Origin of the sequence: Sphingomonas sediminicola, assembly GCF_014489515.1 — a bacterium.
Taxonomy (GTDB): Bacteria; Pseudomonadota; Alphaproteobacteria; order Sphingomonadales; family Sphingomonadaceae; genus Sphingomicrobium; species Sphingomicrobium sediminicola.
Window position 1 is genome coordinate 1,569,502 of record NZ_CP060782.1, and the last position, 18,368, is coordinate 1,587,869.

General features: G+C 62.4%; 22 protein-coding genes, 1 tRNA gene and 3 pseudogenes. 9 read left to right on the forward strand and 17 right to left on the reverse strand.

Annotated elements, in window-relative coordinates; genetic code table 11:
- Position 1: 1 nt before the first annotated feature.
- From folP to H9L14_RS08460, 8 genes and pseudogenes are all read right to left on the reverse strand, one after another.
- On the reverse strand, positions 2-1,081 hold the full coding sequence (gene folP / locus H9L14_RS08435) for a dihydropteroate synthase (protein ID WP_187707755.1): 1,080 nt from the start codon (positions 1,079-1,081) through the stop codon (positions 2-4).
- Positions 1,082-1,136: 55 nt separating this feature from the next.
- The gene (locus H9L14_RS08440) at positions 1,137-1,553 is read right to left on the reverse strand and encodes an ExbD/TolR family protein (protein WP_187707756.1); all 417 of its coding nucleotides are present in this window, start codon (positions 1,551-1,553) and stop codon (positions 1,137-1,139) included.
- Between the two features lie 77 nt (positions 1,554-1,630).
- On the reverse strand, positions 1,631-2,266 hold the full coding sequence (locus tag H9L14_RS08445; protein WP_187707757.1) for a hypothetical protein: 636 nt from the start codon (positions 2,264-2,266) through the stop codon (positions 1,631-1,633).
- A 66-nt stretch (positions 2,267-2,332) separates the two neighbouring features.
- Positions 2,333-2,692, reverse strand: coding sequence for an MFS transporter (locus H9L14_RS15790; RefSeq protein WP_246444001.1), 360 nt, complete (start codon positions 2,690-2,692; stop codon positions 2,333-2,335).
- Positions 2,665-3,878: pseudogene (locus tag H9L14_RS17415) on the reverse strand (DHA2 family efflux MFS transporter permease subunit). Before H9L14_RS17415 ends, H9L14_RS15790 begins: the two are co-directional and overlap by 28 nt.
- Before the next feature lies 1 nt (position 3,879).
- On the reverse strand, positions 3,880-4,833 hold the full coding sequence (locus H9L14_RS08455) for an HlyD family secretion protein (RefSeq protein WP_187709924.1): 954 nt from the start codon (positions 4,831-4,833) through the stop codon (positions 3,880-3,882).
- Positions 4,833-4,961 carry a hypothetical protein gene (locus H9L14_RS16645; RefSeq protein ID WP_281389366.1) on the reverse strand — a complete coding sequence of 43 codons (129 nt, stop codon included), beginning with the start codon at positions 4,959-4,961 and terminating at the stop codon, positions 4,833-4,835. Before H9L14_RS16645 ends, H9L14_RS08455 begins: the two co-directional genes overlap by 1 nt.
- Positions 4,958-5,401: a MarR family winged helix-turn-helix transcriptional regulator gene (locus tag H9L14_RS08460; protein WP_187707758.1), complete on the reverse strand. Its 444-nt coding sequence runs from the start codon at positions 5,399-5,401 to the stop codon at positions 4,958-4,960. Before H9L14_RS08460 ends, H9L14_RS16645 begins: the two co-directional genes overlap by 4 nt.
- 178 nt (positions 5,402-5,579) lie before the next feature.
- Here H9L14_RS08460 and H9L14_RS08465 point away from each other — a divergent pair, with 178 nt between their 5' ends.
- Entirely contained in the window at positions 5,580-5,756 is a 177-nt protein-coding gene (locus tag H9L14_RS08465) for a hypothetical protein (RefSeq protein WP_187707759.1), read from the forward strand.
- 126 nt (positions 5,757-5,882) lie between these two features.
- Entirely contained in the window at positions 5,883-6,056 is a 174-nt protein-coding gene (locus tag H9L14_RS15075) for a hypothetical protein (RefSeq protein ID WP_222949793.1), read from the forward strand.
- Here the strand turns inward: H9L14_RS15075 and H9L14_RS08475 are convergent.
- Positions 6,053-6,277 carry a helix-turn-helix domain-containing protein gene (locus H9L14_RS08475; protein ID WP_246444008.1) on the reverse strand — a complete coding sequence of 75 codons (225 nt, stop codon included), beginning with the start codon at positions 6,275-6,277 and terminating at the stop codon, positions 6,053-6,055. The two genes, H9L14_RS15075 and H9L14_RS08475, sit on opposite strands and share 4 nt — an antisense overlap.
- A gap of 43 nt (positions 6,278-6,320) precedes the next feature.
- Complete coding sequence (locus tag H9L14_RS08480; RefSeq protein ID WP_187707761.1) at positions 6,321-6,659, reverse strand: P-II family nitrogen regulator; 339 nt, start codon at positions 6,657-6,659, stop codon at positions 6,321-6,323.
- Between the two features lie 92 nt (positions 6,660-6,751).
- Between H9L14_RS08480 and H9L14_RS08485 the strand changes: the two genes are divergently transcribed.
- Complete coding sequence (locus H9L14_RS08485) at positions 6,752-7,501, forward strand: phosphocholine cytidylyltransferase family protein (RefSeq protein WP_187707762.1); 750 nt, start codon at positions 6,752-6,754, stop codon at positions 7,499-7,501.
- Between the two features lie 290 nt (positions 7,502-7,791).
- Here the strand turns inward: H9L14_RS08485 and H9L14_RS08490 are convergent, their stop codons facing one another.
- Together H9L14_RS08490 and H9L14_RS15805 are read right to left on the reverse strand one after the other, a co-directional pair.
- Positions 7,792-8,292, reverse strand: coding sequence for a LytTR family DNA-binding domain-containing protein (locus H9L14_RS08490; RefSeq protein ID WP_246444011.1), 501 nt, complete (start codon positions 8,290-8,292; stop codon positions 7,792-7,794).
- Positions 8,293-8,312: 20 nt separating this feature from the next.
- Positions 8,313-8,528, reverse strand: coding sequence for a hypothetical protein (locus H9L14_RS15805; RefSeq protein WP_246444014.1), 216 nt, complete (start codon positions 8,526-8,528; stop codon positions 8,313-8,315).
- A gap of 135 nt (positions 8,529-8,663) precedes the next feature.
- On the opposite strand from H9L14_RS15805, the gene H9L14_RS08495 reads away from it, so the two are divergent.
- Positions 8,664-9,101, forward strand: coding sequence for a hypothetical protein (locus H9L14_RS08495; RefSeq protein ID WP_187707764.1), 438 nt, complete (start codon positions 8,664-8,666; stop codon positions 9,099-9,101).
- Positions 9,102-9,178: 77 nt separating this feature from the next.
- On the opposite strand, the gene H9L14_RS08500 is transcribed toward H9L14_RS08495, so the two are convergent.
- Together H9L14_RS08500 and map are read right to left on the reverse strand one after the other, a co-directional pair.
- Complete coding sequence (locus H9L14_RS08500; protein WP_187707765.1) at positions 9,179-9,589, reverse strand: acyl-CoA thioesterase; 411 nt, start codon at positions 9,587-9,589, stop codon at positions 9,179-9,181.
- A gap of 58 nt (positions 9,590-9,647) precedes the next feature.
- Positions 9,648-10,477: pseudogene (map, locus tag H9L14_RS08505) on the reverse strand (type I methionyl aminopeptidase).
- Positions 10,478-10,540: 63 nt separating this feature from the next.
- Between map and H9L14_RS08510 the strand changes: the two are divergent.
- A complete protein-coding gene (locus H9L14_RS08510) occupies positions 10,541-11,299 on the forward strand; it encodes a competence/damage-inducible protein A (protein ID WP_187707766.1) in 759 nt (252 codons plus the stop codon).
- 139 nt (positions 11,300-11,438) lie between these two features.
- On the opposite strand, the gene H9L14_RS08515 is transcribed toward H9L14_RS08510, so the two are convergent.
- Positions 11,439-11,512, reverse strand: a tRNA-Gly gene (locus H9L14_RS08515).
- 72 nt (positions 11,513-11,584) lie between these two features.
- Here H9L14_RS08515 and H9L14_RS08520 point away from each other — a divergent pair.
- The 4 genes from H9L14_RS08520 to H9L14_RS08535 all read left to right on the forward strand — a co-directional run bounded on the left by H9L14_RS08520 (position 11,585) and on the right by H9L14_RS08535 (position 15,673).
- A complete protein-coding gene (locus tag H9L14_RS08520) occupies positions 11,585-12,322 on the forward strand; it encodes a queuosine precursor transporter (protein ID WP_187707767.1) in 738 nt (245 codons plus the stop codon).
- Between the two features lie 57 nt (positions 12,323-12,379).
- The gene (locus H9L14_RS08525; protein WP_187707768.1) at positions 12,380-12,709 is read left to right on the forward strand and encodes a PilZ domain-containing protein; all 330 of its coding nucleotides are present in this window, start codon (positions 12,380-12,382) and stop codon (positions 12,707-12,709) included.
- Positions 12,710-13,289: 580 nt separating this feature from the next.
- Positions 13,290-14,702 carry a type I glutamate--ammonia ligase gene (gene glnA, locus H9L14_RS08530; RefSeq protein ID WP_187709926.1) on the forward strand — a complete coding sequence of 471 codons (1,413 nt, stop codon included), beginning with the start codon at positions 13,290-13,292 and terminating at the stop codon, positions 14,700-14,702.
- 41 nt (positions 14,703-14,743) lie between these two features.
- A complete protein-coding gene (locus H9L14_RS08535) occupies positions 14,744-15,673 on the forward strand; it encodes a PilZ domain-containing protein (protein ID WP_187707769.1) in 930 nt (309 codons plus the stop codon).
- A gap of 13 nt (positions 15,674-15,686) precedes the next feature.
- Here H9L14_RS08535 and H9L14_RS08540 read toward each other — a convergent pair whose 3' ends face one another.
- Positions 15,687-17,069, reverse strand: coding sequence for a hypothetical protein (locus H9L14_RS08540; protein WP_187707770.1), 1,383 nt, complete (start codon positions 17,067-17,069; stop codon positions 15,687-15,689).
- Positions 17,069-18,366, reverse strand: a pseudogene (locus H9L14_RS08545) (MFS transporter). Before H9L14_RS08545 ends, H9L14_RS08540 begins: the two are co-directional and overlap by 1 nt.
- Positions 18,367-18,368 lie beyond the last annotated feature (2 nt).

Consider the following 18,368-nt stretch of genomic DNA (forward strand, 5'->3'; position numbering starts at 1 on the left):
TCTAGCCGAGCCGAGGGGTTAGCGCCTGGTCGCGAAGTCCTCGCCAGATCCTGAGCGCCTGCACGGTCTCCGGCACATCGTGGACGCGGACGATCTGAGCGCCCTGTTCCGCTGCCTTGAGCGCGAAAGCGATGCTGCCGCCGAGACGCCGGTCGGCCGGCGCTTCGTTCGATAGCGCGCCGATCGTGCGCTTTCGGCTCGCACCAACGACCAGCGGGCAACCGAGCGAATGGAAAAGAGCGAGCCCGTTCATCAACTCGAGATTGTGGGCGACGGTCTTTCCGAAGCCGAAGCCGGGATCGATCAGAATTCGTGACCGGTCGATTCCGGCGGCCTCGGCAGCGGCGATGCGCTCCTCAAGCCAAACATAAATCTCGACCAGCACATCGTCGTAGCGCGGGTCCTCCTGCATGGTCTCGGGACTTCCGAGATGATGCATCAGTATCACCGGCGCGCCCGAGGCAGCGACGACCTCCGCCGCGCGCGGGTCGAAGGTCAGAGCAGACACATCGTTCACAAGCCGCGCGCCGGCCTGGAGAGCAGCCGTCATCACCTCGCTCTTGCGCGTATCAATGGAGACGGCCGAACCGCCCGCAGCGAGGCGCTCGACTACAGGTCGGACGCGCTCGATCTCATCCTGTGCCCAGACGGTCTGCGCGCCCGGACGGGTGGACTCCCCGCCGACGTCGAGGATCGCGGCCCCTTCGCTGGCCATCTGCACCCCCGCTTCGACGGCTGAGCCCGCGTCGGCGAGCTGGCCGCCGTCGGAAAAGCTATCGGGCGTAACGTTGAGAATGCCCATGACCTGCGGTTGGTCGAGCCGGACCGTGCGATCGCCCAACTGCAGTGGTTGCCGGGGCGCAGTGAGTGCCGCCCATTGGGCTGCGGTGTCCCCGCCGAGGCGTCCTTCGATCGCTTCCACGGGGAGCAACTCGGCCGAAACACGCCGGCTGCCCTCGACGCGGAGCAACTCGACGCTCGCGAAGAAGTTCAGCCCGCCGGCAAGCCTGGCGACCTTCCCGTCATGGCCGAACGGGGCATCAACGAAACCGGTGGGGCGGACAAGAGTGCGTGCGGCCATCTGCCGCTAGTGTCGGGACGAGAGCGGATGTTCAAGTCCTGCAGGCGATCTCGCCCTAGAAGGCTCGGTAAGTCTCGTTTCCGACGAACCCCAAGCGGGTCACTCCAACGCGCTTCGCGGCAACGAAGACGTCGTTCACCAATTCGTATCGCGCCTCCGACTCAGGCTGGAGATGCAGCTCGGGTTCCGGCGAGATTCGGGTCGTCGCGGCAAGGTTGTGGGCTAGCGTGTCTTGGGAAACCGGCGTTCCGTTCCAGAGGATCGCACCTCCATTGGTGACCACGATCTTGTTCTTCAGCAGGCGAACCTCCGGACACGTCGGGCAGTCCTGCGGACGATCGAGCTTCAACGCGTGCGTCTGAAGCGGGATTGTGATGATGAACATCACCAGCAGCACGAGCATCACGTCGATGAGTGGGGTCATGTTGATCTCCCGCATCGGGGATGATTCAGCCGCAGCGATAAGAGCCATGCCTGCCTCCTGCGATTGATGTTACATCATCACATTCTTCACTGGATCGCAAGCGTAAGTGCGAATGTAGAGTTAATTCAGGAGAAGGCCCGGAAGAGCGCCTTGAAGCCCCGCTTGCGATTGGCGCGGCGCGCAGCTTCTTTCGAGATCGCCGGAAGGTCGAGGTCCGCGCCAAGCGTCCGGTACGCGCCTTTTGGGCATGCGATGACGAAGAAACCTTTGCGGACCTGCTGAACGTGGAGGATGTCGAAATGGGGCTCGAACCTGGACAGCCACCAGCTTGTGCTTTCCTGGATCAGATGGGCGTTGCGCCCGTCCGTCAGCACCTTCTTCGCCGGGCCGGTGTGGACCGTCAGAAACGCCAGCCGCTGGGAGATGGAAGAGATCTCGGACAGCACGGCGTCCAGCGACGCTGGCTCGATATGTTCCAGCACGTCGATGCAGGTCACGAGGTCAGCAGGCCGCGGCGTGCCATATTCAGGGAAAGCGGGATCGTACGGCTGGTAACGGACCTTCCCCCCGTCGCGCAGATGCAGTGCCTTCTTCAGGTTGCATTTGCCAGCGCCATAGTCGGACAGGCTCTCGCACTTTCCGAGCCGCAGGAGCGACCGGACGACCGGGGCGAACGACAGGGACGCGACGCCGTATTTCGGGTTTTTGTGAAGCTTCTGCTGCTCCGCCAAATAGGAGTCGGAAATCGTCGCCGCAGTCATTCTCGAGAGGCCTCCCCGCCTCGTTGCGTCGTCCTTTAAACGCAGCGCGGCGGTGGGTCTATCGGCTTAGTCCATTGCCACCTGGGGCGGTCCGCCGGTCTGCTGACCGCGGCGCATCAGCAGAAGCAGCGGCAACACAGCGAAGGTCACTAGCATCATCAGCTTGAAGTCATCGAGATAGGCGATGAACAAGGCCTGCCTCGTCACTTCCGCATTGATGACCGCCAGGGCTGTAGAGCCCTGCGGAGCGATCGTCTGGAGAAGCGTCGGATCGACGGTCGGGATCGTCTGCTCGGTGATCGAGCTCGCAATGTCGGCGTGCGCAACCTGGGTCATCCGCACGAGCTGGGCGCTGACGATCGAAATGCCCACAGAGCCGCCGATGTTGCGCGACAGGTTCAGGAGCGCGGCAGCGGTCGTCCGCATCTTGGGGCCAGCGTTTCGAAGGCCAGGCTCTGCAGCGGCACGAAGATCAGGCCAAGGCCGAGGCCCTGCACCACGCCGCTCATAATCACCGGCTGCGACGGCTGATCCAGCGCGAAGCCGGTCATCATCCATAGGGAAATACCCATCAGGGCGACGCCGATCCCGACAAGCAATCGGGCGTCGATCCTTCCGGTCAATCGCCCTGCAAGAAGCATGGAGATCAAGGTCCCCACCCCGCGTGGTGCCGTCAGGAATCCCGACTGGAGAACGGAATAGCCGTACAGGTTCTGGAGTAGCGGTGGCAGGAGCGCGAGGCCGGCGAGCAGAAGTACGCCGGTAACCGCCATGAAGATCAATCCGGTCGAGAAGTTGCGGTCGGTGAACATCGAGCGGTCGAACAGAGGATTCTTCGCCGTGATCATGTGCACGACGAACATCCAGGCGGCACCAATCGCGAGGCCCGCCTCGAAAATGATCTCCCAGCTTTCGAACCAGTCCTTCTGCTCGCCGCGGTCGAGGAACATCTGCAGGGCGCCGAGCGCAATGGCGAGAAGAGCAAAGCCGAGGATATCGAAGCTGCGCCGATGCTTCTCAGCCTTCGGCATGAACCGCAGCATTATGAAGGTGCAGATCACGCCGACCGGCAGGTTGACGAGGAACACCCAGCGCCAATTGTAATTGTCGGTAAGCCAGCCGCCGAGGACCGGGCCGAGGATCGGGCCGATCATCACGCCGCCCCGAACAGGGCCATCGCCTGGCCGTGCTTTTCACGCGGGTTGATGTCGAACAGGGTCGCCTGCGCGAGCGGAACGATGAACGCTCCGCTTACGCCCTGGAGAGCGCGGAACATGACCATCTCGGTCAGCGACACCGCTGAAGCACAGAGCACCGACGCGATCGTGAAGCCGACAACGCTGATGAGGAGCAGCCGCTTGCGGCCGACCCGGTCGGCGAGCCAGCCACTGATCGGCAAGGCAATCGCCGACGCGACGATATAGCTGGTCAGCACCCAGTTGATGCTTTCCTGCGTCGCGCTGAGGCTCGCCTGCATGTGCGGGAGTGCGACGTTCGCAATAGTCGTATCCAGCACCTGCAACAGCACGGCCATCATCACGCCGATCGTGACGATGATCCGCTCTCCCGCGGGAAGCGGGTGCGACGCTACATTTGCCGGGGTGTCGGCCATTCTACTTGTCGAGGTAGACCGTCACCGTGGTGGAAAGTCCGGCGATCAGCGGCTTGCCCGGGTTGCCGTCGAACGCGATCCGAACGGGGACGCGCTGAGTCACCTTGACCCAATTGCCGTTGGCATTCTGGGCCGGAATGATGGCGAATTCGCTGCCCGTGCCTGCGCCGACGCTCTGAATGTGAGCCTTGAAGTCCATGCCGGGATAGGCGTCGATTTCGATCTTGGCCTTCTGTCCGGGCACCATTTTGCCGACGTCCTTCTCTTTAAAGTTCGCCTCGACCCAGGCGGTCTGGTCATGGACGAGCGACAGCATGCCGACGCCCTGGACGGCCATCTGGCCCACCTGAAGCCGGTCGGAATTGGCGATCGTACCCTCCATCGGAGCGCGAACTTCGGTGCGGGAAAGGTCTAGCCGAGCCTTGTCGACGGCGGCCTGGGCCTGCGCGATCGACGGCTGCTCGCCCGGCGCAATCGCGGCATGGGCATTGGCGGCGCGTGCCCGGGCGTCGGCGAGAGAAGTCTCGGCCGTGCGCACCTCGTTGAGGGCGTCCTCATAGTCGGCGCGTGTCGTGAACCCGCGCTTCAGAAGCGCTGCCTGACGGGCGAGCGCGTTACGCTTGATCTGAAGATTTGCCCCCGCGCCCGTGATGTCGGCGCCGGTGCCCGCAGCCTGTGTGCGAAGCTGGGAGGTTTGCAGGTGCGCCGCAGCAAGCTGTGCCTCCGCCTGTTCCAGCGCGACGCGGAACGGCGCCGGATCGATGCGGAACAGGATATCACCGCGCTTCACCTTATCGCCGTTCTTCACGTTGACGGCGATGACCGGGCCGTTCACCTGGGCGCTAACCGAGACGATGTCCTGCTTCACGGAAGCATTGTCGGTAGACACAGTGCCGCCGCTGGAAACCCAATAATAGATGCCGCCGAGCAGCAGCAGCGCCGGCACGAGCAGCATCAGCACCGGACGAACCCAGCGCTTCTTTTCTTTCCGGGCTCCCCGACCGCATCGGCCGCGACTTCGGCGGTCCGCTCATCCACAGCAGTCGGCTCGCCGCTGATCTTTTCCTGCTTCATCTCGTTCATGCCTCGGCTGCTTTTCTGCCGCGTTGCACCGCGGCGACATTTTCACGCACTCGCGCGAGGACGCCGCGCACCTGGTCGAGTTCTGACCGGTCGATGTCTGCAAACGCCTCCCCGACAAGCTCGCTGCCCAAAGACTTCAGCCGCTCGACGAGCGGCTTCGCCTTGTCGGTGACCTGAAGCCGCCACGCGCGACGGTCCTCCGGATCGCGCTGGCGCTCCACGAGCTCCGCTTCCTCGAGACGGTCGACGATCCGGCAAAGCGTGATCGGCTCTACGTCGAGCATGTCCGCAAGCTCGACCTGCCTCAGCCCCGGATACCGGGTGAGGCGGAACAGGACTTTCCATTGCGCGCGAGTGACGCCGAGGGCAGACGCACGGCGATCGAATGCCTTGCGCAGAGCATGCGCCGTCTCCGCAATCTCGAAGGGCAAGTCTTCCATAGCCCCCATATAATGAGTGTGCTTACTAATTCAACGCATTTGGGCGGAGCCTGTTCCAAATGTCCAGGCGTGAATCCTGCCGCGTTGGAAGCACCGCTCGTCACACCCGGGCCGTTGATCGCTGGAATCCGCTGCGGCTCCGTGTTCTGGTGAAGCAGTCACGGGCCGGGGGTCCAAGGTGTATTATCGACTGTATCTGATGCGCGGAGATCGCTTCCGCGACGCAATTGAAATCCATGCCGCCGACGATGAATCGGCAATGTTGCAGGCCGAGCAGCGCAAGGAAGCCTTGCCCGCCGAGCTTTGGTGCCGCGGCCGCCGCGTAGCGACTTTGCTTGGAACATCCTCGGCTTAAGTCGGCTAGCCGACAATCAATCCACATCCGAAACAGTCGGCACTACGGCCGGAATGCTTCGTTACTAATTGAGGTTAGTTGCGGAGCACCGATCTGGCCCAGGAACGAATCGTAGCCGTAGGTTTGTTGACACAGCGCGAAGTCGAGCTGCTGGGTCAGGGTTTCTCGCGCCTCTGGCCGGTAGACGAAACGCCTTGCTTCACCGAGCTCATCAAGGCCATCGATGACGCCGACGAGCAGCTGCATCAGGAACATAGCCAGAAGATGGAGCCGCCTGTTACAGGCGGCGACTGCCTCTAATAAGCGCGCCGCTGCGCCGCGATCAGCATCCGGAGCAGCATCGCCACCGGCCGAGGCACCCCGACCTTCCCCTCAAGCCACAAGCTGACTGCCGAACGTGACACCCCGATCGCATTGGCGAGGTCGTTCTGCGTCCGGTAGCCGAGGGTCCGCATCGCACTCCGAAGCTCATCGGGCGACATGGACGCAAGCATTTCCCTGTTGGGCGTGTCGCCGGTCATCGACCGGCCCTGTAGCGGCACAGGAGCACGTGCGAAAAGGGCCTCAGATGGCGTCGGCGCCACGATCACCGGTCCGGATGCGCACTGCCTGCTCGATATTCATGACGAAGATCTTGCCGTCCCCAATCCGGCCGGTCCGGGCGGACTCGGCAATCGCCTCGACCACATTGTCGACCAAGCCGTCCTCAACCACGACCTCGATCTTCACCTTTGGAAGGAAGTCGATAACATATTCGGCGCCGCGGTAGAGCTCCGTATGCCCCTTCTGTCTGCCGAAGCCCTTCACCTCGGTGACGGTGATGCCGGAGACGCCGGCGTCGTGAAGGGCGTCCTTCACGTCGTCCAGTTTGAACGGCTTGATTATGGCCTCGACTTTTTTCACCGAGCCTCCGCAGCAGCGTGTTGAAACATCCATGCCCAATCAGGGCCGCATTTGAAAGGCAGTGGGCCGCACAAATCGATTGAAAGCCTGAAATGAAAGCCATCATTCTTTCCGCCGGCCAGGGTTCGCGCCTCGGCCACATGGTCGACGACCGCCCCAAGTGCCTGATCGAGTTCAGCGGCCGTACCCTGCTCGACCGCCAGCTCGACACGCTCGAAGCGAATGGCGTGCACGAAGTCGTGGTCGTCACCGGCTTCCACGACGAATTGGTCAATCAGGCGATTGCGCGGCGGACCGGCGGGCCAAAGGTGCGGACTATCTTCAACCCCTTTTACAAGGTCGCCGACAATACCGGCTCGCTCTACATGGCGCGCGAGGAGCTGAGCGGAGATTGCCTGGTATGGAACGGCGACACTTTGGTCTCGAAGGCCTTGATGGCGAAGGTCGTCAGCAATGACCGGCCGGGCATCTGCGTCACCATCGACCGCAAGGAAGGGTACGACGAGGACGACATGAAGGTCGTGGCCGCCGACGACGGCCGGCTGCGCGCGATCGGCAAGAGGATCAGCGAGGGTGTGAACGCCGAGTCCATCGGCCTGCTGGCCTTCCGCTCAGGCGGAGCCGAGCAATTCCGCGAAGCCATCGAGCGCGCAATGCGCACCAGCGAGGGTACCACGATCTGGTACCTTCGAGTGATTCACCACCTCGCTCAGAACGGCGACGTGTGGACGCTCGACATCAACGGCGCCGAATGGGGCGAAGTCGACTTCCCGCCCGACGTCGAGGCGGCGCAAGAGCTTACAGCGCGGTGGGATGCAGCAGCCGAGGCAGTCGCTGCTTAACTAATGTCCAGAATGGGTGGAAAGCGGACATCAGCTTCGACTGAGGAGAGCCAAGGCAGCATCCGGTGGGTCGGATAATTCTCGACGAGGCGTAAGACTATCCCTGTCAGCATCCCACCAACCCGGAGGCTGATCGAACACAATTACGTCGCGGTATTTGGCGACGATTGCGTCGGGCGATGACGCCGTAATCCACCACCAGACGCCTCCGGTGCCGTAATCAGAGCAGACGAGAAACGGCCTCTCCGGCTCGTGAACCATAGGTGGAATCCCAAATCGGTTAGATAGAGCTAATCTTCTGGCAACATTGTCCGCGCTGCCGACAAATGTGTCCTGCTGATTGGAACTGCTGTGTCATCAACCAGCCGAGCAATTGCTCGTCCGGGCGTTCTTTCCAGCGTGCGAACACCGCCTTTGGCCACCCACCAGCTACGGTGCACGCGAAGGCCCAGCCGGGGATCGATGAGCGCCGCCGCGTCCGCCAGCCGCATCAAGATCAGTGCCGAGCCGTGGACAGTGTGCACGCGAACGTAATGATCCTCAGCTTCAAGTGCGAGTATGTCCCGGCGCAAGGCAGCCGGCAGCTTCGAAATGAACTCGGGCGGGTATTCGGGAGCGGCGGCTGGCTGTTCCACGGATGCGGCCACAGTCATCTGGTCGTCCGGAGATATGATGCGGGCAATCAGCAGCTGGACGAGGGCCACGTACGGGAACAACCCCAGCAGTTGTACGAGACTGAACGTTCTACCTGGCCGGACCACCCCCATGGCCCACGCCACAAAGAACGTCATGGGCACCGCGGATGCGGCTGCTACCGCGGCGATCCGTGTTGCCGTTCTTCTGCCCGGCGAGGTGGAGGGAGCAGTCGATCGGCTGCAGCAGCGGCTGCGTAACCGGCGAGCGAAACGACCATCCAGAACGCATATTTCACCGCCGGCGCGTAAGCGGTTTGCGATCCGAACGGACCCATCACACCAAGCAGCGCGCCGATCGCGACGGCGCTTATCAGTCCCCGCCACTTCGCCATTTGCCGCCATTCACGCTTCGCCAACTGCATCCGCCCACCGCTCACGAATTAGCGAAGGCTATTCACGACTTTCCCCGTTGTCGACCGGCATCGCGACCAGCCAACCCGCCGGCACAACGTCAAATGGAGAAAGCAATGAATCGGATTATCGCCGGCATAGCATTGGCATCTGCGTCTGTTCCGGCCGCAGCAAGCGAGGCCGTAAGCATGCGTTTTGACTGCCCCGCGTCGACCACAAAGCCAAGTCAGCCGCCTGAGCTCTCGGGTCAGTGGGACATGGTCATGGATGTGGGAGGCATTCCCAGCTTCGGTCTCCTCTCTCTCGGGGTGTCCGATAAACGGCTGGCGGGATCGATCGCGCTCAACGCCGGCGTGGCGGTAGTTCGCAGCCTGACGTCCGATGGCAGGACCGTGGCAATGATCGTGTCGACGGGCGAGGGAGACGTTCGCTTCGACGGCTCTCTTGCATCCGATGGAAGGCGGATGTGCGGCATCGTGAGCTACCATGGCGGTCAAAAGCTCGGGATGATCGCGCAAAAAAGATCGGACAGAGGGAGTCGGCGCAGCGAGTAGCCGAACGGGGTAAGTATCCGTTGCTAACAGGTTCGCTTATGTCCGATTTGGGTTGAAAGCAGGCCAAAGGACGCTTCCTAAGGAGTAGGCGGAAGGAACCTGCTCGCTACGTCCCGCGCCAGTCGCGCCGGCCGCTGCGTGACCGCGTCGAGGCAGCACCAGCAGCTTTTCACTTCGCTGAGCACGTCCTGGCCGCGGCGAACGATTGTGGTGAAATAGGCGCGCGCGCCTTCCATCTTTTCAGCGATCACCTCGGCGACGACATTGTCCTGGAGGAAGGTCGGCTTGCGGTACGAAATCTCGTGCTTGAGCGCGACCCAGAGGTGCCGCGCCACCGCGTCCGGCGGAGCGACGCTTTGCCAATAGTCGATCACCGCATCCTGCACCCACTTCAGGTATACGCTGTTGTTGACATGACCCATGTGGTCAATGTCCGACGGGTCGATCGCCACGGCGTGGCTGAACATTTTGGGCAGGGTGGAATCCATCCGGACGCAAGCTCTCATCAACTGACATCAGTGTCAATAAGTGATGGCGGCGTCTGCCTTAGCTGTAAGGCGGATTGTGGAGTCCGGCCGGGCTCTTCGTGAAAATCTCGTGGCCCGTCTCGGTGATTCCAATCGAATGCTCGAACTGCGCCGACAGCGAGCGGTCGCGCGTGACGGCCGTCCAGCCATCGTCGAGAAGCTTCACGTCCGGACGGCCGATGTTGATCATCGGCTCGACCGTGAAGAACATGCCTGGGCGAAGCTCGGGTCCGGTGCCGGGACGGCCAGCGTGGACGACTTCCGGGCTGTCGTGGAACAGGCGCCCTACTCCATGGCCGCAAAAGTCGCGGACGACGGTGTAGCGACGCGCCTCTGCATGGCGCTGGATCGCGGCGGCAATGTCGCCGAGGCGATTGCCCGGCTTCGCCTGCTCCAGACCGACCATCAGGCATTCGTAGGTCACGTCGACCAGCTTGCGCGCCTTCAAGGGCACGTCGCCGACCAGGAACATGCGGCTGGTGTCGCCGTGCCAACCATCGACGATCGGCGTCACGTCGATGTTGATGATGTCGCCGTCCTTGAGCGCCCGGTCGCCCGGGATGCCGTGGCACACAACGTGGTTGATCGAGGTGCAACAGCTCTTCGTATACCCGCGATAGCCGAGCGTCGCCGGAATACCTCCCTCGCGAAGCATGTGCTCGCGCGCGATGTCGTCGAGCTCGCCGGTCGTCACGCCGGGAACGACGTGGGGACGAGCGCATCGAGAATCTCGGCGGCAAGGCGCCCGGCCTTGCGCATGCCTTCGAACCCTTCCGGTCCGTGCAGCTTGATCACGCCGTTGCGGGCTTCGACCCGATCCTCGGCTCCTACGGTGATATATTCGGTCATCGCCTGCAACATAGGCGCGCCGGCCGGATTTTGCACCCACATGAGAACGCGTATGGGTCAGAAATGGGAAACAACAGGATCTGGACCGCTGCGCTTTTGGTCATTGGCGACGAGATCCTGTCCGGCAGGACGCAGGACAAGAATATCGCCCAGGTCGCGACCTGGTTGAATCGCCAGGGCATTCGCCTGGAAGAGGTCCGCGTCGTTCCGGACGTCGGCGCGCGCATCGCGAGCGCAGTGAACGAGCTTCGGCGGACCTATGACTATGTGATGACGACTGGCGGTATTGGGCCGACCCACGACGACATTACCGTGGACTCGATTGCGGCAGCCTTCGAAGTCCCGGTCATCGTCCATCCGGAAGCGCGCCGCATCCTGGAGGATTATTATGCGACCCGCGGAGGCGTGACCGCCGCCAGGCTCCGCATGGCTAGGGTGCCCGAGGGCGCGGAACTTCTTCCAAACCCTACGTCGGGGGCGCCGGGCGTGAGGATGGACAACGTCTTCATCCTCGCCGGCGTGCCGGGCATCGCCGCCGCCATGATGGAGGCGCTCGACGGAAAGCTCGAAGGCGGGCGGCCGATGGTGTCCGCCACCGTCGGAGCCTATGCGGCGGAAAGCGAAGTCGCCGACCTGTTGCGGGAAGCGGAGGCCGCGAACGACGGCGTCGCGATCGGCAGCTATCCCTTCTTTAAGGACGGCCGGTACGGCGCGAATTTCGTCGTGCGCTCCGACGACGGGAATCTGGTCGAGCGCACCGCCAAGGACCTTGAGCGGCGCCTTTCCGAAGCAGGGATCGAGCCCTTTTCAGGTGGCATTTAGGCGCGGTCGCCCCTGCGCTTCGCTCCGGGCGCTCCAGCCTGCGACATGCCCCGGCATGTCACTTGATTGGCTGTCGCCGCTTCACTGCGTTCACGCGTTCCGTATGCTGCTGCTCGACCATCCGCCGAACGGTCTGCGGTGGAGCGGGTAACGGGAATCGAACCCGTGCGTTCAGCTTGGGAAGCTGACAGGCTACCATTACATCATACCCGCGTCGTAGCGGCTCCGAATTAGGTCTTGCCTCCCCCACCGTCAACGCGCTCTACAGCCGTGGTGACGGGGGAAATGGAACATCATCCGGTAAGGATCGAAGCCGAGGCGCTGGGCGGGCGGCGCCTGCGTTACTTCGACTTCGTCATGGTGGCGTTCGTCACCATCCTGCTGCTTTCGAACGTACTCGGCGCGGGCAAGGTCGCCATCATTCATTTGCCCGTGATCGGCGACTGGCCGTTCGGAGCAGGCATCCTCTTCTTCCCCTTGTCCTATGTGATCGGCGACGTGCTCACCGAGGTTTACGGCTACGCTCGCGCACGGCGCTGCATCTGGGCGGGAACGGCAGCGCTTCTCTTCATGGCGATCATGGCGATGGTCGTGGTTGCGCTTCCGCCAGCCCCCGACTGGACCGGACAGGCGGCCTACGAGCAGGTGTTCGGCCAGGTGCCGCGCATCGTCTTCGCGTCGATCCTCGCATTCTGGGCCGGCGAGTTTGCGAACAGCCTGGTTCTAGCCAAGATGAAGATCTGGACCGAAGGCAGGCATTTGTGGACCCGGACGATCGGAAGCACGGTCGTCGGCCAGGGCGTCGACAGCCTTATTTTCTACCCGCTGGCATTCTGGGGCGCGGTGGGCTGGACCAACGACCTCGTGATCAAAGTGCTGATTACACAATGGGTGCTGAAGGTAAGTTGGGAAGCGATCCTGACGCCCGCGACCTACGCGGTCGTCGGCTTCCTGAAGGGCCGCGAGGGCGTCGATGTGTACGACGAGCGGACCGATTTCAGTCCATTTCATGCCAAGATTTAACATTTGTTTACGGGTAAGTAGACTGTATTTGACGCGTACCTCTTGAGGGGTCGATGCGTGGAAAAGGATATCGAGAGCGGGCCCGGACCTGAGGGTCCGCGGGAAAGGCGAAGCACCCGAGTCAGCTTGCAGGCCGAAGTGAAGCTTCGCCGCAGCGGACACCACCATTTCCTCGTAAACGTTCACGACATTTCGCCCGAAGGCTGCAAGCTGGAGTTCGTCGAGCGCCCGCGCCTCGAGGAGACCGTGTGGGTGAAGTTTGACGGGCTCGACGCAATCGAATCCAACGTGTGCTGGGTGAAGGGATCGGACGTCGGAATTTCGTTCGCGCACCCGATCTACCCAGCCGTGTTCGAGGGTCTCGTGCGTCGCCTCGCAGGTCGCTGAACTCCCCTTTTTGGACAGACTTAGGCGTTACGGAACGGCATCGAGCTCTGGCGGCTCGATAGGATGCCCGCGTTCATAAGTCCTCGTGAGCGTGGGGGCACGTCGGCGGTTCGGGATGCGCACCGGCCACTCCAGAACCGCCAATCTTTCGCTCATTCTATGGGCCGAGCGAGCACGCTCACATAGGTTAGTCTCATCCCGAGCGATGACGCGCTACGGCTGTTTCCGGTTCGTGACCTTGTTGCGTAACTGGCCGCGGATCGAGATCCGCCAGCGTGCTAAGCGACGCGTTGCTGGCGGATCTCACATTTGCCTGCTGGACAGCCCCGTTAAATTGTCATTTACTCGTGAAGAGAGTCGGCGGCGCGGCTCGGCAAGACTGCCTGTCGCTCTCACCCTTGCTTGTCACAAGGACCGAAGCGGTCTGGATCGATCAGCTCGATCCAGACCGCTTCTTTCTTACGGGGCGCCCCTGCCCGCTCGTGAAAAGTTCACCGGCCTCCTGACTCTTCGCCCAGCTTGGGGAATCGCTGTGGACAGGCCGCTTTTCGCGGCGAATCACAATTCAGACGAGGTCATGATGGCAACCGAAGCGGGCAGCATCCTTTCGCGCATCAAGGACGAGGAGATCGATTGGGTCGACCTCCGCTTCACCGATCCCAAGGGAAAATGGCAGCATTTGACCATGGCATCGGGCCTGATCGACGAGGACCAGCTGACCGATGGCTTCATGTTCGACGGAAGCTCGATTGCCGGCTGGAAGGCCATCAACGAGTCCGACATGATCCTGAAGCCCGACCTCGACGCTGCGTATGTCGATCCGTTCAGCGCGACGCCGATGCTCGTCCTCTTTTGCAACGTCGTCGAACCCTCGACCGGCGAGCTTTACGGACGCGACCCTCGGTCGACCGCGACGCGGGCCGAAGCCTATCTGAAGCAGACGGGCATCGCCGACACCGTCTACGTCGGTCCGGAAGCCGAGTTCTTCATGTTCGACGACGTGCGGTTCGAAGACGGCTACAGCGCCTCGTCCTACCGCATCGACGACATCGAGCTTCCGACAAACACTGGACGCGAATATGAGGGCGGCAACCTCGCGCACCGACCGCGCGCCAAGGGCGGCTATTTCCCGGTCGCTCCGGTCGACAGCGCCCAGGACATTCGCGCCGAGATGCTCTCGACGATGATCGAGATGGGCCTGCCCTGCGACAAGCATCACCACGAAGTCGCCGCCGCTCAGCACGAGCTTGGTCTGACCTATGGCGAACTGGTCACTACCGCCGACCGCATGCAGATCTACAAGTATGTCGTGCACATGGTCGCTCATGCCTACGGCAAGACGGCGACTTTCATGCCCAAGCCGATCGCGCAGGATAACGGCTCCGGCATGCACACCCACATGTCGCTGTGGAAGGGCGGCAAGCCGCTGTTCGCCGGCAATGGTTACGCGGGCCTCAGCGAGACGGCGCTCTACTTCATCGGCGGCGTCATCAAGCACGCCCGCGCACTGAACGCGTTCACCAACCCGACGACCAACAGCTACAAGCGTCTAGTTCCCGGCTTCGAGGCACCGGTGCTGCTCGCTTATTCGAGCCGCAACCGATCAGCTTCCTGCCGCATCCCGTACGGAGCGGGCGAGAAGGCGAAGCGCGTCGAGTTCCGCTTCCCGGATGCCCTGGCGAACCCGTACCTTGCCTATGCGGCGCTCCTGATGGCCGGCCTCGACGGCATCCAGAATCGCATCCATCCGGGCGATCCGATGGACAAGAACCTCTACGACCTGCCGCCGCAGGAGCTGGTGAACGTTCCGACCGTCTGCGGCTCCCTCCGCGAAGCCCTGGTCAACCTTCAGAACGACCGCGCTTTCCTTACCCGCGGTGACGTTTTCAGCGACGATCAGATCGACGCCTACATCGAGCTCAAATGGGAAGAGGTCATGCGCTGGGAGACCACGCCGAGCCCGGTCGAATTCGACATGTATTATTCGTCGTAAGGCTCACCTCTTATTAACCGAGATTAGCTATTCGTGGCCTCATGGGTGTCGAGGCTACGCGTAACAGCTTCAGGGCGGCGGTCCTTCACGGGGTCAAAACCGCACTGGTCGTGACCGACAAGAATCCGCTTCGCGAAGGCGACGGCGATGCGCTCGACGGCGTGAAGGTTCCGCGCTCGGAAACGCGGCGGGGCGATCATCGCGGCGGCGATCGCCATCGCCTCAGCGGCGAAACAGCTACTATCGTCTACGAGGACCAATCCCACGACGTTGAGGTCGTGAATCTGTCGCGCGGCGGCGCAATGATCCGTTGTGGTTTCGCTCCACGGCTGTGGGACATCGTCGAGCTGCAGCTGGGCGAAGGCTCCGGCCTCCATGGTGCCGTCCGCTGGATCAAGGGCGACTCCATCGGCCTCGAGTTCGCTCATGAGACGAGGATCGAGTGCGACCGGGAGCAACGCGCCGAACTTCTTCTCGCGGTCATCCAGCGCAGCTTTCCGGACGAAGTGCGTCTCGAAGAACTGCAACCCGAGGAAGGGCGCGAGGAAGTCGAGGAGGATCTCGGCAATCGCGATGAAAAGCGCCATCCGCTGATCTGGAAAGGCGAGATCCACTACGCGCACGACAGCAACCCGGTGCGCCTTCGCAATATCTCCGCTGGCGGCGCGCTCGTAGACGTCGCCGTCGACTATCCACTGGGTGCCGAGGTCATGCTCGATCTTGGCAATGCCGGTCAGCATTTCACGACCGTCCAATGGGTCTGTGGCGACCAGGCGGGACTTCGTTTCGTCTGCCCGTTCGATATCGGCTGCCTTGCGAATGCGCGGCCGGATGTGATGCCGCACAGCTGGAACGTCCCAACCTTCCTCAATCCGGACGACGATGAAGACGATTCTCCGTGGAGCTCGCATTGGAGCCGAAGCTCGATTGAGGAAATCCGCAGCGACCTCGAGGGCTACCTCAAGCGCTAGTCGCGAACGTAGACTACGCCGACCTCATCCTGGTGAATCCGCTTCCAGCCCGGTGAGCGATCAATAAGAGCAACGAGCTTCCTGTAGCGGTGAGGCAGGATCGCCCACCGGATGCCCCATCGCTGAACCGCCTCTTCGAACTTCGCGGCGTCGCCATCCGTGATGCTCTTGTATCCGATGACGAGCTCGTCGCCGTACATGTCCCCCGCCCGTCGACGTAGGTCCGGATGCCGGACAGGATCAGCGGCCCGCCCATCACATAGCCGTTCAGCACCGGCTGCGACCGCAAATCAGGCGGAACAGCCGCGATCAGATTCCACGGGTTCGCTTCATTTTCGGGAGGCGTCATCGGCATGAACAGCCGAACGACAATCAACGTCGCGGCAGCTGCGCCAACGAGCCACCAAATCCTTCCTTCAGCCTCCCCGCGCGCGGAGCCTTTAGCGAAAGCCTCGGGCAGGATCACGGCCGCGACGATTGCCAAAACCGCTTGGTGCCTCACCTGGAGAAGCGCCAACCCAAGGAGCGCGCATAACAACACCCATCGCACCGGGTGCATTGCCGGCCGCTTCACCCAGATCAGCGCCAGCACGCCGGCAAGAACCACGAAGAAGAACGGCGTTACTGCAGGATTGGACGGCTTCCACTCGTCGACGAGAGGAAGCATCGACAGATTCGCGATCTTCAGCGGGTGGAGGACTCCCTCCAAACCGTTCGCGTTGACGAAGACGGCGATCAGGCACGCTACGCCGAACAGTCCCCACTGGCGCAGAGCTCGCGACCGGTCGCTAGAGGCAAGCAAGGCTTCCAACCCCAAAGCGGCAGCAACGACCAGACCGATCACGAAGCTTCCGTGGAGGTTGGTCCACACCACCATCAGCAAGGCGGCTGCGAGCGGTGGCACGCCGTCCTTCTTCCGGGCGTGGACCATCAACACCGTCCAGAATGCCAGTAGCGCCCAGGCAAGGAGATGCGGCCGTGCGAGCATCATGGGGATCAGCACGACGTCCATCGCAACGATCGCGCCGAGTGCGGAAAGCGGACGAACGAAGCGCGTGGCGTTGGAGACAATGACCGCGTGCAGCGCGATCAGGGCGGCCGTGGCCAGTGCGCTGATGCCGCTGTAGCCCGCAAACCTGTACGCAGATGCCATGATCGTCTCGGCAAACCACTCGATCGGGACCCATGGCTTCCCGGCCCAGGTGAAGGAGAATGGGTCCGTCCGCGGGATCTGGCCGTGAGCCAGGATCCACTGTCCGGTGGCAATGTGCCAGCTAACGTCGCCGTCATTGAAGATCGACTTCGAGCTACCCAGCGTGGCCGGAATGAGAAGTGCTGCAGTGAGAACGATCAGATAGTATTTGGCGCGCTCGTCGACCCGGCCGGCTTGCGTCATCAGTCCTCCAGAATCAGGCTCTTCGTCTTCGTTTCCGGCAACATCAAGAAGCCGATCGCGGCCATCCCGATGACTGCGGACAGATACCAGTAAAAGCCGCTCTCCATCCCGGCCTGCTTGAACCAAAGCGCAACATATTCCGCCGTGCCGCCGAACAACGTGTTGCCGACCGCGTAGGGCAAGGCCACTCCGAGGGTCCGGATGTGCGCCGGGAAGAGCTCGGCTTTGATCAGGCCGCTGATGGACGTGTACGACCCCAGAATGACGAGTGGGACGAGGACGAGCGCGAGCGCCGTCAGCGGTGCAGTGACGACGCTGATTGCGCTGTAGATCGGCACGGAAACCAACATTCCGCCGAAGCCGAAGACATAGAGCATCGGCTTCCGGCCCCAGCGGTCCGCGGCCATGCCCCACCACGGCTGGATCAGCATGAATATCACGAGCGCGATGGTCATGATCATCGTCGCTGTCGGCCTCGAGAACCCGCTCGTGTTGACGAGGAATTTCTGCATGTAGGTCGTGTAGGCGTAAAAGGCCGCCGACCCGCCCCGCTGATCGCCGCGACGATCAGGAACTCGCGGGGATGATTGCGCCACAGGTTGATCATTGATGACCGCGCGCGATCCGCGCCCTGCCTGACGAAGGATTCCGTTTCCGTCAGTCGCGCGCGCAGGAAATAGACGCCGAACGCCAATAACGCCCCGACTCCGAACGCGATGCGCCAGCCCCATTCCTGCAATTCGGAGTCCGGCATCACGCTTTGCAGCAAGACTACGACAGCCAGAGCGAGGAGTTGTCCTCCGATCAGCGTGATATATTGAAAGCTCGCCCAAAACGCGCGGCGATTGCGCATCGCCTTCTCGGACAAATAGGTCGCACTGGCCCCATATTCGCCGCCGACCGATAGCCCCTGCAGCATACGCGCGAGCACCAGGACTGTCGGCGCGACCCATCCGGCAGCTGCATAGGTCGGCGCTGCAGCGATCATCAGCGATCCACCGGCCATCAAGGCCACCGACAAGGTCAGGCCCGACTTGCGGCCGTGGCGATCGGAATAGATGCCCATCAACCATGCGCCGATCGGGCGCATCAGGAAGCCGACAGCGAAGATGGCGGCGGCACTGAGGAGTTGCGCTGTGGCGTCCTCCTTGGGGAAGAAGACAGGCGCGAAATAGATCGTCAGGACCGAATAAGCGTACCAGTCATACCACTCGACCAGGTTACCCGCCGAGCCGCCGAGGATGTCCCGGATGCGCTTCGCATTGCTCGAATCACTAGACGCCACCGCGGTCGCCACGG

What these genes read in the sequence shown, in the direction of transcription:
- H9L14_RS15805 (WP_246444014.1), bottom strand. Translation starts at nt 8,528, where the DNA reads ATGGCGAAGTGGCGGGGACTGATAAGCGCCGTCGCGATCGGCGCGCTG.
- H9L14_RS16645 (WP_281389366.1), bottom strand. Translation starts at nt 4,961, where the DNA reads ATGAACGAGATGAAGCAGGAAAAGATCAGCGGCGAGCCGACTGCTGTG.
- glnA (WP_187709926.1), top strand. Translation starts at nt 13,290, where the DNA reads ATGGCAACCGAAGCGGGCAGCATCCTTTCGCGCATCAAGGACGAGGAG.
- H9L14_RS08460 (WP_187707758.1), bottom strand. Translation starts at nt 5,401, where the DNA reads ATGGAAGACTTGCCCTTCGAGATTGCGGAGACGGCGCATGCTCTGCGC.
- H9L14_RS08540 (WP_187707770.1), bottom strand. Translation starts at nt 17,069, where the DNA reads ATGACGCAAGCCGGCCGGGTCGACGAGCGCGCCAAATACTATCTGATC.
- H9L14_RS08475 (WP_246444008.1), bottom strand. Translation starts at nt 6,277, where the DNA reads ATGACCGGCGACACGCCCAACAGGGAAATGCTTGCGTCCATGTCGCCC.
- H9L14_RS08455 (WP_187709924.1), bottom strand. Translation starts at nt 4,833, where the DNA reads ATGCTGCTCGTGCCGGCGCTGCTGCTGCTCGGCGGCATCTATTATTGG.
- H9L14_RS08495 (WP_187707764.1), top strand. Translation starts at nt 8,664, where the DNA reads ATGAATCGGATTATCGCCGGCATAGCATTGGCATCTGCGTCTGTTCCG.
- H9L14_RS08490 (WP_246444011.1), bottom strand. Translation starts at nt 8,292, where the DNA reads ATGACGTTCTTTGTGGCGTGGGCCATGGGGGTGGTCCGGCCAGGTAGA.
- folP (WP_187707755.1), bottom strand. Translation starts at nt 1,081, where the DNA reads ATGGCCGCACGCACTCTTGTCCGCCCCACCGGTTTCGTTGATGCCCCG.
- H9L14_RS08520 (WP_187707767.1), top strand. Translation starts at nt 11,585, where the DNA reads ATGGAACATCATCCGGTAAGGATCGAAGCCGAGGCGCTGGGCGGGCGG.
- H9L14_RS15790 (WP_246444001.1), bottom strand. Translation starts at nt 2,692, where the DNA reads ATGCGGACGACCGCTGCCGCGCTCCTGAACCTGTCGCGCAACATCGGC.
- H9L14_RS08510 (WP_187707766.1), top strand. Translation starts at nt 10,541, where the DNA reads ATGGGAAACAACAGGATCTGGACCGCTGCGCTTTTGGTCATTGGCGAC.
- H9L14_RS08485 (WP_187707762.1), top strand. Translation starts at nt 6,752, where the DNA reads ATGAAAGCCATCATTCTTTCCGCCGGCCAGGGTTCGCGCCTCGGCCAC.
- H9L14_RS08535 (WP_187707769.1), top strand. Translation starts at nt 14,744, where the DNA reads ATGGGTGTCGAGGCTACGCGTAACAGCTTCAGGGCGGCGGTCCTTCAC.
- H9L14_RS08500 (WP_187707765.1), bottom strand. Translation starts at nt 9,589, where the DNA reads ATGGATTCCACCCTGCCCAAAATGTTCAGCCACGCCGTGGCGATCGAC.
- H9L14_RS08445 (WP_187707757.1), bottom strand. Translation starts at nt 2,266, where the DNA reads ATGACTGCGGCGACGATTTCCGACTCCTATTTGGCGGAGCAGCAGAAG.
- H9L14_RS08440 (WP_187707756.1), bottom strand. Translation starts at nt 1,553, where the DNA reads ATGGCTCTTATCGCTGCGGCTGAATCATCCCCGATGCGGGAGATCAAC.